This is a genomic window from Streptomyces mabaensis (assembly GCF_053763515.1).
Genome location: NZ_JBSOPZ010000001.1, coordinates 1 through 16,563 on the forward strand (window position 1 = coordinate 1; position 16,563 = coordinate 16,563).

Annotated in this window: 16 protein-coding genes; 5 read left to right on the forward strand and 11 right to left on the reverse strand. The window is 72.3% G+C overall.

Going from position 1 to position 16,563, the window contains the following annotated elements; genetic code table 11:
* Window positions 1-109 precede the first annotated feature (109 nt).
* From ACWV17_RS00005 to ACWV17_RS00025, 5 genes are all read right to left on the reverse strand, one after another.
* A complete protein-coding gene (locus ACWV17_RS00005) occupies window positions 110-565 on the reverse strand; it encodes an Lrp/AsnC family transcriptional regulator (RefSeq protein WP_455357949.1) in 456 nt (151 codons plus the stop codon).
* A 10-nt stretch (window positions 566-575) separates the two neighbouring features.
* On the reverse strand, window positions 576-2,042 hold the full coding sequence (locus tag ACWV17_RS00010; RefSeq protein ID WP_455357950.1) for an amino acid permease: 1,467 nt from the start codon (window positions 2,040-2,042) through the stop codon (window positions 576-578).
* A gap of 246 nt (window positions 2,043-2,288) precedes the next feature.
* Window positions 2,289-2,660, reverse strand: coding sequence for a DUF742 domain-containing protein (locus tag ACWV17_RS00015; RefSeq protein WP_455357951.1), 372 nt, complete (start codon window positions 2,658-2,660; stop codon window positions 2,289-2,291).
* A complete protein-coding gene (locus ACWV17_RS00020) occupies window positions 2,657-3,166 on the reverse strand; it encodes a roadblock/LC7 domain-containing protein (protein ID WP_455357952.1) in 510 nt (169 codons plus the stop codon). Before ACWV17_RS00020 ends, ACWV17_RS00015 begins: the two co-directional genes overlap by 4 nt.
* A complete protein-coding gene (locus ACWV17_RS00025) occupies window positions 3,159-5,552 on the reverse strand; it encodes a nitrate- and nitrite sensing domain-containing protein (protein WP_455357953.1) in 2,394 nt (797 codons plus the stop codon). Before ACWV17_RS00025 ends, ACWV17_RS00020 begins: the two co-directional genes overlap by 8 nt.
* A gap of 195 nt (window positions 5,553-5,747) precedes the next feature.
* Between ACWV17_RS00025 and ACWV17_RS00030 the strand changes: the two genes are divergently transcribed.
* On the forward strand, window positions 5,748-6,806 hold the full coding sequence (locus ACWV17_RS00030; RefSeq protein WP_455357954.1) for a GDSL-type esterase/lipase family protein: 1,059 nt from the start codon (window positions 5,748-5,750) through the stop codon (window positions 6,804-6,806).
* A gap of 7 nt (window positions 6,807-6,813) precedes the next feature.
* On the forward strand, window positions 6,814-7,212 hold the full coding sequence (locus tag ACWV17_RS00035; protein WP_455354991.1) for an ATP-binding protein: 399 nt from the start codon (window positions 6,814-6,816) through the stop codon (window positions 7,210-7,212).
* A gap of 79 nt (window positions 7,213-7,291) precedes the next feature.
* Here ACWV17_RS00035 and ACWV17_RS00040 read toward each other — a convergent pair whose 3' ends face one another.
* From ACWV17_RS00040 to ACWV17_RS00050, 3 genes are all read right to left on the reverse strand, one after another.
* Window positions 7,292-8,170, reverse strand: a complete 879-nt coding sequence (locus ACWV17_RS00040; RefSeq protein ID WP_455354990.1) for an RNA polymerase sigma factor SigF — start codon at window positions 8,168-8,170, stop codon at window positions 7,292-7,294.
* A gap of 126 nt (window positions 8,171-8,296) precedes the next feature.
* Entirely contained in the window at window positions 8,297-9,739 is a 1,443-nt protein-coding gene (locus ACWV17_RS00045; RefSeq protein WP_455354989.1) for a GuaB1 family IMP dehydrogenase-related protein, read from the reverse strand.
* A 232-nt stretch (window positions 9,740-9,971) separates the two neighbouring features.
* Window positions 9,972-10,145 carry a CsbD family protein gene (locus ACWV17_RS00050; protein ID WP_455354988.1) on the reverse strand — a complete coding sequence of 58 codons (174 nt, stop codon included), beginning with the start codon at window positions 10,143-10,145 and terminating at the stop codon, window positions 9,972-9,974.
* Between the two features lie 135 nt (window positions 10,146-10,280).
* Between ACWV17_RS00050 and ACWV17_RS00055 the strand changes: the two genes are divergently transcribed.
* The 3 genes from ACWV17_RS00055 to ACWV17_RS00065 are packed head-to-tail and all read left to right on the forward strand — an operon-like array spanning window position 10,281 to window position 14,285.
* Window positions 10,281-11,819 (forward strand): ATP-dependent DNA ligase, encoded by a 1,539-nt coding sequence (locus ACWV17_RS00055; protein WP_455357955.1) that lies wholly within the window; start codon window positions 10,281-10,283, stop codon window positions 11,817-11,819.
* Between the two features lie 13 nt (window positions 11,820-11,832).
* Window positions 11,833-13,182, forward strand: a complete 1,350-nt coding sequence (locus ACWV17_RS00060; RefSeq protein ID WP_455357956.1) for a glutamine synthetase family protein — start codon at window positions 11,833-11,835, stop codon at window positions 13,180-13,182.
* On the forward strand, window positions 13,182-14,285 hold the full coding sequence (locus tag ACWV17_RS00065; RefSeq protein ID WP_455357957.1) for an amidohydrolase family protein: 1,104 nt from the start codon (window positions 13,182-13,184) through the stop codon (window positions 14,283-14,285). Before ACWV17_RS00060 ends, ACWV17_RS00065 begins: the two co-directional genes overlap by 1 nt.
* Window positions 14,286-14,306: 21 nt before the next feature.
* On the opposite strand, the gene ACWV17_RS00070 is transcribed toward ACWV17_RS00065, so the two are convergent.
* The 3 genes from ACWV17_RS00070 to ACWV17_RS00080 form a co-directional block, all read right to left on the reverse strand.
* Window positions 14,307-15,323 carry a sugar-binding transcriptional regulator gene (locus tag ACWV17_RS00070; protein WP_455355055.1) on the reverse strand — a complete coding sequence of 339 codons (1,017 nt, stop codon included), beginning with the start codon at window positions 15,321-15,323 and terminating at the stop codon, window positions 14,307-14,309.
* Window positions 15,324-15,435: 112 nt separating this feature from the next.
* Window positions 15,436-16,122 (reverse strand): ribulose-phosphate 3-epimerase, encoded by a 687-nt coding sequence (gene rpe, locus ACWV17_RS00075; RefSeq protein ID WP_455354984.1) that lies wholly within the window; start codon window positions 16,120-16,122, stop codon window positions 15,436-15,438.
* A 44-nt stretch (window positions 16,123-16,166) separates the two neighbouring features.
* Complete coding sequence (locus ACWV17_RS00080; protein ID WP_455354983.1) at window positions 16,167-16,397, reverse strand: response regulator transcription factor; 231 nt, start codon at window positions 16,395-16,397, stop codon at window positions 16,167-16,169.
* Window positions 16,398-16,563: the final 166 nt, after the last annotated feature.

Sequence of the window (16,563 nt, forward strand, 5' to 3'; positions counted from 1 at the left end):
GCTGCAAGGCGGCCGGGTTCGCCCATAGCGGAGCTATGGGCGGATTCGGCCAACGCGGCAGATGTGCGTGCCAGACGCCGGGAGCCCAGCATGATCGCCCGGACAGGACCTAAGTGGGCGAGCCGGACGAGAAGCGCCGCAGCAGCGGCGAGAGCACCAGTACCGACTTGGTGCGCTCCACGTACGGCTCGCCCGCGATCCGCTCCAGCACCCGCTCGAAGTGCCGCATGTCGGAGGCGAAGACCTGGACGACGGCGTCCGCGTCGCCGGTGACGGTCGACGCGGACACCACCTCCGGATAGCGCGACAGACCGCGGCGGATGTCCTCGGGCGAGGTGTTGTGGCGGCAGTAGAGCTCGACGAACCCCTCGGTCTCCCAGCCCATCGCCGCCGGATCCACCCGTACGGTGAAGCCGGTGATCGCGCCTTCGGCGCGCAGCCGGTCGACCCGGCGCTTGACGGCGGGTGCGGAGAGGCCGACCTCGGAGCCGATGTCCGCGTACGAGCGGCGGGCGTCCTCTGCGAGGGCGTGCACGATGCGTTCGTCGAGTTGGTTCAGTCGCACTGCGGGTGGATCACTTCTCTGCTGTGGCCAGTCGGGAGCGGCGCATGCCGTAACCGAAGTAGAACACGAGGCCCGCGACCATCCAGCCTCCGAAGACCAGCCACGTGGCGCCCGGCAGGCTGTACATCATGTAGGCGCAGAACGCGAAGCCCAGGATCGGGGTCACCGGGAACAGCGCGACCCGGAAGGTGCGCGACATGTCGGGCCTGGTGTACCGCAGGATGACGACGGCCACGTTGACCAGCGCGAACGCGAAGAGCGTGCCGATGCTGGTGGCGTTGGCCAGCTCGCCGAGCGGGATGGTGGCGGCGAGCACACCGCAGAAGACCGAGACGATCACGGTGTTGGCGCGCGGGGTTCCGGTGCGCGGGTCGACCTTGGCGAAGACCTTGGGGACCAGGCCGTCGCGCGCCATGGCGAACAGGATGCGGGTCTGGCCGTAGAGGACGGCGAAGACGACGCTGGCGATGGCCACGACCGCGCCGGCGGCCAGGACGACACTCCAGAAGCTGTGGCCGGTGACGTCCTTCATGATCTGGGCCAGGGCGGCCTCGGTGCCTTCGAAGTCCTGCCACGGCATTGCGCCGACGGCGATCAGGGCGACCAGGCAGTAGAGGACCGTGACGATCAGCAGCGACAGCATGATCGCGCGCGGCAGGTCCTTCTTGGGGTTCTTGGCTTCCTCACCGGCGGTGGAGGCCGCGTCGAAGCCGATGTACGAGAAGAACAGCGTGGCCGCGGCGGCGCTGATTCCGGTGATGCCGAGCGGGGCGAGGGGGGCGTAGTTGCCCGCCTTGATGCCGAGGAATCCGATCGCGCAGAAGAGCACCAGCGTGGCGATCTTCACGACGACCATGATCGTGTTGACCCGTGCGCTCTCCTTGGCTCCGCCCATCAGGAACACCATGGCGAGCATGATGACGACGAGGGCCGGGAGATTGATGAAGCCGCCTTCGCCGAGCGGGGCGGAGACGGTCTGCGGGATGGTGACGCCGAGGGTGCCGTCGAGCAGCTCGTTGAGGTACTCGCCCCAGCCGACGGCGACGGCGGCGACCGAGACGCCGTACTCCAGGATCAGACACCAGCCGCAGATCCACGCGACGATCTCGCCCATGGTGGCGTACGAGTACGAGTACGAGGATCCGGACACCGGGATCGAGCCGGCCAGCTCCGCGTAGGAGAGCGCCGAGAACAGCGCGGTCAGGCCGGCGATCACGAACGAGATCGCGACGGCCGGGCCGGCCAGCGGGGTGGCCTCGCCGAGGACCACGAAGATTCCGGTGCCGAGCGTGGCACCGATGCTGATCATCGTCAGCTGCCACATACCGAGCGAGCGGCGCAGGGAGCCGCCTTCGCCGTGGCCGCCCTCGGCGACGAGCTGCTCGACGGGCTTGCGCCGCATCAGCCGGGCGCCGAGCTGCGGACGCTCGGGCTCCGGTTGGGGAGAGACGGGTGGCGCTGCGCCGTGGTCCAACACTGGGGTGGCTCCTTATCGCTGCCGATCGGGCGGCGGCGACCGGGCGGCACCGGGCAGGAGGACACGGCTGACACAGCCGTGCGCGCGGGAACCGCCGAGCAGACGGTCGCCGCCACTCCACGTACAGCGTGTGAGCCTACGGGCGGGGCGTTCCGCCCGTAATGCATCAATCTTGCGCATCGGCGGACGATCATTGCGTGCTTACAGTCACGACGGCCGAACATTGTGCCCGCGCGACTGGTCGTGTCATATCTCGCGCAGACGTTCGACTATCTCGCGCAGCAGCACCGGGTCGCTCATCGCCTCGTGCGCGACGGGCGGGGAGATGCGGACCAACCCCGCCTCGACGAGGTCGACGAGCAGTACGCGGACGACGGTGAGGGGCAGATCCGCGTCGGCGGCGATCTCGGCGACCGGGCGGGGGCCGCGGCGTACCAGGGCGAACAGCGAGGTCCGGGCGTGGTCGAGCCGGGGGCGGGGAGCGGCGGCCGGTTCCACCGCGGTGACCTGGGACAGAAGATCGACGACGTGGTCGGCGGCGGGACGGGTACGCCCCCGGGTGACGGTGTACGGCCGCACCATCGGGCCGGTCTCGTCCTCGTACCAGTGATCGCTCACGGGTTGCGTGTCGGGACGGCCATATGCCGCCCCACCCGCCTGACCAGCAGCGACATCTCGTGAGCGAGCTGCCCGACATCGGTCTCGATATCGCTGAGCACGGCCAGCCTGCTGCCGTCGCCGGCCGGGGTGATGAACAGGTACGCGTCCTCCAGCATCACCATGGTCTGCCGTACGCGGCCGGCTTCGAACCGGGTGCCGGCCTCTTTCGCGAGGCTGTGGAAGCCCGCGCAGACCGCGGCGAGGTGGTCGACGTCCTCCTTGGCCATGCCTTCGGAAGCGCTGGTGGCGAGGCCGTCGGCGGTCAGCAGTACGGCCTGTCGGACGTGGTCGGTCCTGGCGAGCAGGTCGTCCAGCAGCCAGCCGAGGCCGGACCGGCCGGGGGCGCCGGGGCCGGTGTCGGCGCCCGTGCCGGAGCCCGTGCCTGTGTCGGGGCCCGTGCCGGTGTCGGCGCCCGCGTCGCCTGTGCCCCTGCCTGCGCCTGTGCCTGTGCCGGCGTCAGCCATCGTCGTCCGTCCGTTCGTCGTTCGTGCGGTGGTCGTTCGTGCGGCCGTCCTGCGCGCGGTCGTCGCGGGGGCGCGGTGGGGTGACGGGTTCGCCGCTACGGCCGCGGTCGAGCCCGCGCTGGAAGGCACCGAAGATCGAGCGCATCTCCTCCGGCGACACGTCGCGGGAGGGAGCCTCGCCCGCCACCGGAGTCGCCCGTTCGGCCCGCAACGGCGCGGCCAGCGAAGCCTGCCGCACCCGGGTGGGCAACCGCCGCACGCCCGCTCCGCCCGTGCCGGGCCGCTCCGCCACCGGTTCCTCCGTGACGCGGCCGGGTGCCTGCGGCACCGGCGCGAGCTGCCGGGGACGGGCGGGCAGGGCCCGGGTGGGCTGGGGGCCGGCCGGGGCCGCCGGCAGGTGGTCCGCCGGCCTGTCGTGGCCCGGCCCGGGGCCCGGCTCGACGGGGGCGACGGGCTCGGCGCGTTCGACGGGGGCGAGGATCGCGTGCGGCAGAAGTACCACCGCCGTGGTGCCGCCGTACGGCGAGCGGCAGAGGGTGACCCCGATGCCGTGCCGCTCGGCCAGCCGCCCGACGACGTACAGGCCCAGGCGCTCGTCCTGCGCCGGGTCGAAGTCGCCCGGCCTGGCGAGGGTCCGGTGGGCCTGCTCCAGTTCCTCCGCGTTCATGCCCAGACCACGGTCGTCGATCTCCAGGACGAAACCCTTGCGCGCCGACCCGGTCCGCATCGTGACCTGCGTGTGCGGCGGCGAGAACACCGCCGCGTTCTCGACGAGTTCCGCGACCAGGTGCACCACGTCGGCGACCGCCTCCGCGCGGATTCCCACCGCGGGCATCGGCGGCAGTACGACCCGCGGGTAGTCCTCGATCTCGCCGACCGCAGCGCCCACCACGTCCACCACCGGCACCGGGCCCCGCCACCGGCGGCCCGGCGCGGCGCCGGAGAGGATGATCAGGCCCTCCGCATGGCGTCGCATCCGGGTCGTCAGGTGGTCGATCCGGAACAGGTCCTCCAGCGTGTCCGGGTCGGTGGTCCGGCGCTCCAGGGTGTCGACCAGCTTCGCCTGCCGGTGCACCAGCGCCTGGTTGCGGCGCGCGATGTTCAGCAGTACGGCGAAGACACCGCGCCGCAGGGTCGCCTGCGTGACCGCGGCCTCGACGGCCGCCAGGCGGGCGGCGTTCAGGGCCCGGCCCACCTGGCCGATCTCGTCCGGACCCCGCTCGCCGTCACCGAAGTCCAGCGGCGGCGCCGCCGCGGCCGCGTCGACCTCCTCCCCGGCGCCGAGCCGTGCCATGACGTCGGGCAGCTGGCGGGTCGCCAGGAGATCCGCGGCGTCGCGCAGCTCCTCCAGGCGGCGGGAGATACGCCGGCCGCTGGTCATCGAGAACCAGATGGACAGTCCCACCGCCAGCAGCCCGAGCCCGCCGACGACCGCGGCCTTGATCATCTCGCGGTAGGCGAACGCCCGTCCGCGCTCCGCGGTGTGCAGAGCCGACTCTGTGCAGAGCAGCATGTACCGCTTGACCGCCCGGTCGGTCGTGGTCCGCCAGGACTCGGCGGCCATGGCCTCGCCCGCGCCGGCCGCGCCGGCCCGCAGCAGGGCGTCCTCACCGGCGGTCAGCGCCCGGTACTCGTCGCCCCGCTCGAACTCCTCGAAGAGCGCCCGCGAGTCTCCCGGCAGATCGGGGACGTACGTGCGGTGGAAGACCCGCCGGTCCTCGACCGTGGCGGTGAGCGTGTCGTACTGACGGTCCGTAAGGCTGCCTGCGGCGCGCGCCCCGGCGACGAGGGCGTCCTCGCGGGACACGAACTCCCGGACGCGGACGAGCTCGACGACGACCTGCGCCTCGCGGGCCAGCTGCCCGGCCTGCAGCGCGGTGAGCGTGGACTGTACGTCGAAGGTCGGCTCGACGACGGCCGTGTACGCGTCGACGGCGCGGTCCCAGGAGATCCGCCGGGCGATCACCTGCCCGCGCAGCCCGTCCAGCCGCGCCACGGCGTCGGCCATCGCATCCAGCGATTCCCGCTGACGGCCGGACAGGTCACCGCGCCGTTCCCGGTCGCCGATCGCCTCGCGCATCGCCTCGACGGCCCGGTCCGTGGAGCGCTGCTGCTCGGTCAGCGCCGCGACGGCGGCCTGGCCGCGCCGCTCCCCCGCCCCCAGATACTCGGCGGCGATCCGGCGTTCGATCTGGATCTGCCCGACGGCGGTGTCGACCGGGGTGCCGAAGCTCTCGTAGACGCTCTGCACCCGGACCAGGGCCCGCAGGTCTCCGGTCACCGAGACCATGGCGAAACTCCACAGCGCCATCAACGCGAGGACGGGTACGACCGTGAGGGTCACGATCCGGCCGCGGATCGTGGGACGGCGCAATCGCCGGCGCATGGACTCCCCTGAGCACATAGAGCAACTGACCGGCTACGGTTACTCGCCGGTAGGGGCAGTCAAGCTACGCGATTTGGCATGTGCAACGCAATGATCCCTGGAGTGACCACGTGTCTGTGCGTCCGGCGAGGCACCGAAGCGGCCCCGGGCGGGTAGGAGTCTGTTCCCGTGTTCGACGTCCGTCAGGAGCGACCGATGAAGTGGCTGGACCCAGAACCGTTCCTGCGCGGTGTCGCCTGGCTCGAAGACGGCCGCGCGGTGCGTGCGGACCCGGCCGATCTGGCGCGCCTGCCCTGGGACACCTGCGAGCGGTCCGCCCTCCCGATCGGGGTACGGCTGGAGTTCACCGCCGAGGACGCCGCCGCCTTGGAGATCCGCTACCGCGCCACGGTCCCGCCGGCGGCCGACGCGCTGCGCGACCTCGCCCATGTCTTCACCCTCCGGCACGGCACCCCCCGGCACGGCACCCCCCGGCACGGCGACCGCAGCGTCACCGAGGTCATCACGGAGCCGGCCGAGGAGGCGGTCGTACGGATCGAACTCCCGGCCGGCCGGGGCCCCTTCACGGTCCATCTGCCCGAGTCGCAGTCGCCCGTCGTGCTGGGCCTGCGAGCGCCGCTGGGCGGTACCCTCACCCCCGCGCCGCGGCAGCCGCGCTGGCTGGTGCACGGCGACTCCATCACGGAGGGCTGGTGGTCCACCCGCCCGGCCCACGGCTGGCCGGCCGTGGCCGGGCACGCCCTCGGCCTGGACACCGTCAACCTCGGCTACGCGGGCGCGGCGCGCGGTGAACTCGCCACGGCCGAACAGCTCGCCGCCCTTCCCGGCGACCTGATCACCCTCGCGTTCGGCACCAACTGCTGGTCCGGCGTCCCCTTCACCGCGCCACTCCTGTACGAGACGACGCGGGCCTTCCTCAGCCTCGTCCGCCGGGGTCATCCCGAGACTCCCCTGCTGCTGGTGTCCCCGGTGCTGCGCCCCGAGGCCGAGCGGACGCCGAACGTACTGGGCGCCTCGCTCGCCGGCCTGCGCGCCGCGATGGAGCGCGCCACCGCCGAGCGCATCGCCGAGGGCGACGGCAAGCTGGCGCTGCTCGGGGGCAGGGATCTGCTCCGCCCGGAGCATCTCGCGGACGGGCTCCACCCGAACGACGAGGGCCACGCCGTGCTGGCGGCGGCCGTCACCGCCGCACTGCGGAAAGCGGGCTTCGCCGGGCAGAGCGCCGCCATGGAATGCCCGTCGAAGGGTAGGTGAACCAGTGATGACTGATGAGCCGCATGTGGTGGTGAGCGCCGCACCACACCGAGACAGCGCGACGGCCCGGCAGGCCGCCGCGGACTTCGTCGCGCAGTACTGCCCGTGGGCGGACAAGGACGCGGTCCTGCTGGTGGTGAGCGAGCTGGTGGCCAACGCCGTCCGGCACACCACCGGCTGGTGGCGGCTGCATCTGCGCCTGCGCGAGCGGGAGTTGGTGGTGGAGATGGACGACTCCAGTCCCCAGCCGCCCGTCCCGCGCGATCCCGACTTCGCCGGGGGCGGCGGCTTCGGCTGGCAGATGGTGCAGCGGCTCGCGGGCCGGGTGGAGGTCAGGCCGCTGCCGGACGGCAAGCGGGTGGCGGCCATCTGGCTGCGGCCGGGCGCCTCGCTCGCGACGGGCTGAGGGCCCGCACGGGAGCGAGGAAAGGGGCGCCCTCCGGGAGGGCGCCCCTTTCCTCGGCGTCTCGTAGTACCGCAGCTGATCACTCCACGGCGAGCAGGCCCGCGCGCAGCCGCGCGGTGATGCGGGACAGCAGCCGGGACACATGCATCTGGGAGACGCCCAGTTCGGCCCCGATCTCGGCCTGCGTCATCTCGGCGCCGAAACGCATCCGCAGGATCTGCTTCTCCCGGTCGTCGAGTTCCTCGATGAGCGGCTTGAGCGCCTGGACGTTCTCCGCGATCTCCATATCCGCGTCGGGCGCGCCCAGCCGGTCGGACAGCGGCGCCGAGGCACCGTCGGCGGTGTCGTCCATCGGCATGTCGATGGAGCCGGCCGTGTAGCCGTTGCTCGCCACGATGCCTTCGATGACCTGCTCCTCGTCGAGCCCGAGGTGCGCGGCGAGTTCGGCGGTGGTCGGTGCCCGGTCGAGGTCCTGGGACATCTCGTCCGTCGCCTTGGCCAGGTCGATGCGGAGCTCCTGGAGCCGGCGCGGAACGTGCACGGCCCAGCTCGTGTCGCGGAAGAAGCGCTTGATCTCCCCCACGATGTACGGCACGGCGAAGGTGGCGAACTCCACCTCGCGGGACAGCTCGAACCGGTCGATCGCCTTGATCAGGCCGATCGTGCCGACCTGGACGATGTCGTCCATCTGTTCCGACCGGTTGCGGAAGCGGTTCGCCGCGTACCGGACGAGCGCGAGATTGAGTTCGATCAGCGTGTTCCGCGCGTACTGGTGTTCGTGGGTGCCCTCTTCGAGCTCGGCCAGCCGAGCGAAGAACAGCCTGGAGATCTCCCGTGCGTCCTTGGGAGCCACCTCCCCGGGGCTCTCCAGGTACGGCAGTTCCTGGCCCGCCAGGCTCTGGCCCAAGGTCTCCCCGTACTGGATGAGTTCGGTCGGGACTGCGCTCACCGTGGACACGATGTCCTCCCCTTCACTGAAGTCAATGCAGAGGCGCGTCTACCCCGGCTCATGCCTGGCATGCCTGCCAGTTTCGAACCGGGGTAGAAAGCGGGGCCCGGATCAGCCGGGGCCGGTCGGAGCCGATCAGTTCCAACTGGCGTGCAGCGGCTTGCCCTCGGCGTAACCGGCGGCGCTCTGAACGCCGACGACCGCCTTCTCGGCGAACTCCTCGAGCGAGCCGGCACCGGCGTACGTGCAGGACGAGCGGACGCCCGCGATGATCGAGTCGATCAGGTCCTCGACACCCGGGCGGGCCGGGTCGAGGAACATCCGCGAGGTGGAGATGCCCTCCTCGAACAGGCCCTTGCGGGCGCGGTCGTAGGCCGACTCCTCGCTGGTCCGGTTCTGCACGGCGCGGGCCGAGGCCATGCCGAACGACTCCTTGTAGAAGCGGCCGTCGGCCGACTGCTGAAGGTCGCCGGGCGACTCGTACGTACCGGCGAACCAGGAGCCGACCATCACGTTGGACGCGCCCGCGGCCAGCGCCATCGCGACATCGCGCGGGTGACGGACACCACCGTCGGCCCAGACGTGCTTGCCGAACTTCCTGGCCTCCGCGGCGCATTCGAGGACCGCGGAGAACTGCGGCCGGCCCACGCCGGTCATCATGCGGGTGGTGCACATGGCGCCGGGGCCCACACCGACCTTGATGATGTCCGCGCCGGCCTCGATGAGGTCGCGTACCCCTTCGGCGGCGACGATGTTGCCCGCCACGATCGGAACCTGCGGGTCGAGCCCGCGGACCGCCTGGACCGCGCTGAGCATCGACTCCTGGTGGCCGTGCGCGGTGTCCACGACGAGCGTGTCCACGCCGGCGTCGAGGAGCTGCTTCGCCTTGCCCGCCACATCGCCGTTGATACCGACCGCGGCGGCGATGCGCAGCTTGCCGTTCGCGTCGGTGGCCGGGGTGTACAGGGTCGCGCGCAGCGCGGCCTTGCGGGTGAGGATGCCGACGAGCCTGCCGTCCTTGTCGACGGCCGGGGCCAGCTTGCGATGCCCGGCGTCGAGCCGGTTGAAGGCCTCGCGCGGGTCGATGTCGGCGTCGATGAGCAGCAGCTCCTTCGACATGACCTCGGACAGCTGGGTGAAGCGGTCCACACCCGTCAGGTCGTGCTCGGTGACCACACCGATCGGGCGGTTCTGGTCGTCGACGACAACGCCGGCGCCATGCGCCCGCTTGTGCAGCAGGGACAGCGCGTCGGCCACGGTCTGGCCCGGCGCGAGGGTGATCGGGGTGTCGAGCACGAGGTGCCGCGTCTTGACCCAGGAGATGACATCGGTGACGACGTCGATCGGGATGTCCTGGGGGATCACGACGAGCCCGCCTCGCCGGGCGACCGTTTCAGCCATCCGGCGGCCCGCGATCGCGGTCATGTTCGCGACGACGAGGGGAATGGTGGTTCCGGTGCCGTCGGGAGCGGAGAGGTCGACGCCCTGGCGGGAACCCACCGCGGAGCGGCTCGGCACCATGAACACATCGTCGTACGTCAGGTCGTACGGAGGCTTCAGGTCATTGAGGAAACGCATTACTACTCTCTCACCTGCGGTTTTACGTGGTGGGCGGGTGGGGAGTGAGCGCGAACCCAGCTCGGTTCCGGCTGCGGCTCCTAGGCCATCATCGCCGATGTGAACAGGTCCTGGCGAGTTTCGGCCCCATCTGTGGACGTTTGGTCAAGAGGGGCCGGCCGACTTTGTGCGATCACACGGCGGCGGCCCGGCGGGAAGGGGATCCGCCGGGCCGCCGCCGATTCCCCCGAGGTCAGCGCTTTCCGGCGTCCTTGATCTTCTGGATCGCCTCACGCACGTCACCCTTGGCACGCTCGGCGCGGCCCTCGCCGGTCATCCGTTCGTTGCCCACGGCACGGCCGACGGTCTCCTTCGCCGCGCCCTTGGCCTGATCGGTCTTGGCGGCGGCCTTCTTGTCCTTGGTCACGGTCGCACTCCCTTGCGTGTCGCGCGGTCTCCTTGACGCGGTGTCGCCTGCCCGGGCCCGAACCGGGCAAACCCCTGCCGGCCGAGCTGTCACCGAACGGCTGCGCACGTGCGCGCGCTGGGTGAGGATGAATTCATGCTGCTCGCCGACGTGGCCCGGACCTCGCGGGAGATCGCGGCCACCCGCGCCCGCTCGCGGAAGACCGCCCTGCTCGCCGAGCTGTTCCGGAAGACCGAGCCGGCCGAGGCACCGCTGGTGGTCACCTACCTGGCGGGCAGGCTCCCGCAGCGCCGTACCGGCGTGGGCTGGAGCCTCCTGCGGGAGCGCCCGGCGCCCGCGTCCGAGGCCCGGCTCACCGTGCGCGAGGTGCACGGGACGCTGGACCTGATCGCGGCGGTGGCCGGCAAGGGTGCCCAGGCCGAGCGCGGACGGCTGCTCCGGGCGCTGATGGCCGCCGCGACCGAGGAGGAGCAGCGGTTCCTCCTCGGGCTGATCGGCGGCGAGCTGCGGCAGGGTGCCCTCGACGCGCAGGCCGCCGAGGGCCTGGCGGCGGCGGTCGACGCGGACCCCGCGGAGGTCAGACGGGCCGTGATGCTCGCCGGCTCGCTGGGCACGGTCGCCGAGGCGCTGCTCGCCCGCGGCCCGGTGGCGCTCGGGGACTTCCGGCTGGACGTGGGGCGGCCGGTGCAGCCGATGCTCGCGCACACCGCGAAGGACGTGGACGAGGCGCTGGACCGGCTCGGCCCGTGCGCGGTGGAGGAGAAGCTCGACGGCATCCGGATCCAGGTGCACCGGGACGGCGGGAGCGTACGGATCTTCACCCGCACGCTGGACGAACTCACCGCACGCCTCCCCGAAGTCGTCGCCGCGGCCCTGGAGTTGGAGACCGGCCGGGCGGTACTGGACGGCGAGGTGATCGCGCTCGACGAGGACGGCCGGCCGCGGCCCTTCCAGGAGGTCGCGGGCCGCGTCGGTTCGCGTCTCGATGTGGCGGGCGCCCATGCCTCGCTGCCACTCTTTCCCGTCTTCTTCGACCTGCTGTCCGAGGGCGGCCGTGACCTCCTCGGCCTGACCGCGCGGGAGCGGCACGAGGAGCTGGTCCGGGTGGCCCCCGAGCCGCGCCGGGTGCGCCGCCTGGTGGTCGAGGACCCGGCGGACGAGAAGTCCCGTGCGGCGGTACGGGAGTTCGCCGCCCGCACCCTGGAGCTCGGGCACGAGGGCGTGGTGGTGAAGGCGCTGGACTCGACGTACAGCGCGGGCCGCCGCGGAATGTCCTGGCTGAAGGTGAAGCCCGTCCACACGCTCGACCTGGTGGTCCTGGCGGCCGAGTGGGGCCACGGGCGGCGCACCGGCACGCTGTCGAACCTCCACCTCGGCGCCCGGCGCCCGGACGGCACGTTCGCGATGCTCGGCAAGACCTTCAAGGGCCTGACTGACGTCATGCTGGCCTGGCAGACGGAGCGGTTGCAGCAGCTGGCGGTGAGCCGCGAGCGCTGGGGCGTGACGGTCCGCCCCGAACTGGTGGTGGAGGTCGCCTTCGACGGTGTGCAGCGGTCCTCGCGCTATCCGGAGGGTGTGACGCTGCGCTTCGCGCGCGTGGTGCGCTACCGGGAGGACAAACCGGCGGCGGAGGCGGACTCGGTGGCGGCGGTCGTCGCGCTGCACGGAAGGTAGGGGGTGGGTGGACATGAACGATTCGCGGCTCGAGGCGGCCCGTGCGGAGGCCCGGCGGCTGACCGGCCTCGGCATCCGGGGGGTCGCCCTGACCTGGGTGGACAACGCGGGCCTCACGCGCGTCAAGGCCGTGCCGGTCGCGCGGCTCGCGCACGCGGCCGGGCGCGGGGTGGGCATGTCGCCGGTGTTCGACGTCTACCTGGTGGACGACTCCATGACCAGCAGCCCGTACATCGGCGGCCCGGACGGTGATCTGCGGCTCTTCCCCGACCTCGGCCGGGTGACGCCGCTCGCCGGGCAGCCGGGCTGGGCCTGGGCTCCGGCCGACCGGTTCGACCAGCGCGGGCACCCACACCCGGCGTGCCAGCGGCAGTTCGCGGGGCGGATGGCGGCCCGCGCCGCCGAGCGGGGCATCGAGCTGCGGATGGGCTTCGAGACGGAGTGGGTCGTCACGCGGGGTCCGGCCGGGGGTGGCGGGGAGCTGCCGTTCGCGGGCGCGGGCCCGGCGTACGGCATGGCCCGGCTGGTGGATCTGTCGGACTATCTCGGTGACGTGCTGGACGCGCTGGCCGCGCAGGGCGTCGACGTCCTGCAGATCCATCCCGAGTACGCGCCCGGCCAGTTCGAGGTGTCCGTGGCCCCGGCCGGTCCGGTGGGCGCGGCCGACCTGGCCGTACTCGTCCGCGAGACGATCCGCGCGGTGTCGGTGCGGCACGGCCTCACCGCCCTGTTCGGCCCGGTCGTGACGGCCGGTGCGGTGGGCAATGGCTGCCACGTACACCTGAGCCTGTGGCGCAACGGCAGGAATCTGTGCCGGGGCGGCGACGGCCCCTGCGGCATGACGCGGACGAGCGAGTCGTTCCTCGCCGGGGTGCTGCGCGAGTTGCCCGCGCTGCTGGCCGTCGGCGCGCCCTCCGTCGCGAGCTATCTGCGGCTGGAGCCGTCGCGTTGGGCGGGCGTGTTCCAGTGCTGGGGGCTGGAGAACCGGGAAGCCGCGCTGCGCTTCGTCGCGGGGGCGCCCGATGACCCGGCCGGGGCGAACGCCGAGGTCAAGAGCTTCGACGCGGCGGCGAACCCGTACCTGGCCGCCGGTTCGCTCATCGCCGCCGGGCTGGCGGGGATCGATGAGGAGCTGCGGCTGCCGGTCCCGGTGGCGGGCGATCCGGTCCGGCGGGGCGGGGAGCGCCGGTTGCCCACCTCGCTGCCGGAGGCGCTGGAGCACTTCACGGAGTCGGCAGTACTGCGGGAGGCGCTCGGCGATCCGCTGTTCGAGGCGATCAGCGCGGTGCGCAGCGCGGAGGTGAAGCTGTTCGACGGCGCCTCCCCGCAGGAGATCGCGGACGCCACCCGGAGGCGGTACTGATGGATCTCCCGCTGCCGCCGCTGGTGGACCACCACTGTCACGGGGTGCTGCGCGGCGACCCGGAGCCGACCGTGTTCGAGGCGTTCCTGACCGAGTCGGACGCCCCGGCCGCGCCCGGCACCACGTACTTCGACACGCAGCTGGGCTTCGCCGTACGCCGCTGGTGCCCGCCCGTCCTGGGGCTCGAACCGCACTGCCCGCCCGAGCGCTACCTCGCCCGGCGGCGTGAACTGGGCGGGCAGGAGGCCACCGGACTGCTGCTGCGGTCCTGCGGCATCGCGGAGTTCCTGGTGGACACCGGCCTGCCGGGCGATCTGACGTCCCCCGGCGAGCTGGCCGGGGCCGGCGGCGGCACCGCGCGCGAGATCGTACGGCTGGAGCTGCTCGCGGAGCGGACGGCCGACACCACCAAGGACGGCGACGCGCTGCTCGCCGCGCTGGATCGCAGGATCACGGCAGCGGCGCACACGGCCGCGGGCTTCAAGTCGGTGGCGGCGTACCGGCACGGTCTCGACCTGGCGCCCGACCCGCCCGCCCCGGCCGAGGTCCGCGAGGCCGCCGCCCGCTGGCTCGTCGGGCGCCGTGCCGGGAGCCGGCTGAGTGACCCGGTACTGCTGCGCCATCTGCTGTGGTCGGCGGCGCTGACGGGCCTGCCGCTGCAGCTGCACACCGGTTTCGGCGACCCGGATCTGCGGCTGCACCGCAGCGATCCGCTGCTGCTCACCGACTTCGTACGGGCCGTACGCCCCACCGGCTGCCGGCTGATCCTGCTGCACGGCTATCCGTACCACCGGGGTGCGGCCTACCTGGCGAGCGTCTTCCCGCACGTCTACGCCGACGTCGGCCTGGCGCTGGCCCACACCGGGGCGCGGGCCGGGGCGGTGCTCGCGGAGATGCTGGAACTGACCCCGTTCGGCAAGCTGCTGTTCTCCACCGACGGCTACGGGCTGCCCGAGGTGTACGTCGTCGGGGCGCAGCTCTTCCGCGAGGCGCTGACCCGGCTGCTCAGCGGCTGGGTCGTCAGCGGCGCCTGGTCGGCGGCCGACGCCGAGCGGGTGGGAGCGATGATCGCGGCGGAGAACGCCCGCCGCGTGTACGGCTGAGGTGGCGGCGCGGCGGCGGGGTCAGACGCCGTCCGGGTCCGCGCGCTCCAGGGCCGGGCGCGGGCCGGGGGCGGATTCGGTGAGCAGGAAGTCGGCCGCCGCGGTGTCGGTCACCAGGCTGGTGACCAGCCCGGAGCGCAGTACGGCTCCGATCGCGGCGGCCTTGCGCAGGCCCCCCGCGATCGCCACGACCTCCGGGATCCGGCGCAGCCGGTCCGCCTCCACGGTGATGCACCGCTCTCCGAGGTCACGGCCGACCCGCCGCCCTTCGGTGTCGAACAGGTGTGCGGACATCTCCGCGGCGACGCCGAGCGAGGCGTAGTGACCGCGCTCCTCGTCGGTGAGCATGTCGTGGACGGTCGAGATGCCGGGCTCCCACGAGCCGATGGAGACGGCCGCGACGGTGACCTTGTCGAAGTACTCGAAGGCGCGGGCGATGCCCGTCTGGTTGCGCAGCGCGGCGGCGGTGGCCGGGTCGGGCAGCAGCATCGGCGCGTAGATCGGGTGCGCCTCGCCGCCCGACACCTGGGCGGCGCGGCGGACGGCCTCGACCGAGCCGCGCTCGGCGGTGCCGGCGTCGTACACACCGGTCAGCTGGACGACGGTGCACGGCGGCAGGCGGTGCAGGGCGGCGGCCATGTGGATCGTCGATCTGCCCCAGGCGAGCCCGAGCACGTCGCCCTCGGCGACCAGCTCCCCCAGCAGGTCGGCGGCGACCGCGCCCAGGTTCTCCGGATCCGGCGCGTCGTCGGCGGCATCCGCCGGGGACTCGACGACGACCGCGTGGCGCAGTCCGTACCGGGCGCGCAGCGCGTCGGAGCGCTCCGCGTCCAGCTCGGCCGGCACCCGGATTTCGATCCGTACGAGATCGCGTTCGAGCGCCGTCTCCAGGACCCGGGCCACCTTGAAGCGGCTGACGCCGAACTCCTCGGCGATCTGGATCTTGGATTTGCCCTCGAGGTAGAAGCGGCGGGCCATGGCCGCCGCCTGCACCAGCTCCGCGGGTCCCATCCGCAGGGCTGACCGACCCGCCGACATAGCAGACACCGCGATCTCCTCACTGCTGTTCACACTCTGGACTCGCCGTTCATCCTGTCAGATGGGGCAAGCCTTGATCGGCCCGGTTGGGCCCCGTTCACCGAGCCGTGGCTCAGTGGTCGCACACCCAGGGAGCCGCGGCCGAGGCCTCGGTCGCCTGATTGCGCAGCATGCGGACCGCGGCGGCCGGGTCGTCCGTCCCGTACACCGCGGAGCCGGCGACGAAGACGTCCGCGCCCGCCTCGGCGCAGCGCTCGATCGTCTCGGCCGAGACCCCGCCGTCGACCTGGAGCCACAGCTCCAGTCCGTGCTTGGCGATGAGCTCCCGGGTCCGGCGGATCTTGGGAAGCATGATGTCCAGGAAGGACTGGCCCCCGAAGCCCGGCTCGACCGTCATGATCAGCAGCATGTCGAGCTCGGGGAGGAGGTCCTCGTACGGCTCGATCGGCGTCGCGGGCTTCAGCGCCATGGACGCGCGGGCCCCCTTGGCCCGGATCTCCCGGGCCAGCCGGACCGGCGCGGCCGCCGCCTCCGCGTGGAAGGTGACCGAGCCGGCCCCCGCCTCGACGTACTGCGGGGCCCACCGGTCCGGGGCCTCGATCATCAGATGGCAGTCCAGCGGTATGTCCGTGGCCCTGCTGAGCGATTCCACGACCGGCACCCCGAGGGTGAGGTTCGGCACGAAGTGGTTGTCCATCACGTCGACGTGGAGCCAGTCGGCGCCCTCGACGGCCTTCGCCTCTTCGGCCAGTCGGGAGAAGTCGGCGGAGAGGATGCTGGGATTGATCTGAACGGCCATGCCCCAAGCCTGCCATGGACGTCCGGCTTTCCCCGCCCAGGGTGTTACAGGCCGAGGGAGATGGCCACGCGGGTGAGTTCCGCCGTGCTGTTGATGTTGAGCTTGGCCCGGATGCGGCGGAGGTAGGCGTCGACCGTGTGCTTGGAGAGCCCCATGTGGCGGGCCGTCTGCAGGTAGGTGCGCCCGGCGGCGATGTGGCGCAGCGTCTCCCGCTCACGCGGAGCCAGCTCAACGGCAGGGGCTTCGGCGTGCGGCGTGGTGAGTGTGAGGCTCATGGGATTTCCTCCGACGAATCGGCCCGGTCATCACTGCTCACACCCTCGGAAGCAGGTGGACAAATGCCTGAATGCTGCGATTTGTCCGCTTGAGAAAAAGCCTGACGGGGCAACTTCATGGCCGTGTCCGCCGACTGTCACAGACGCGTCACAGGGCACCTCCGCA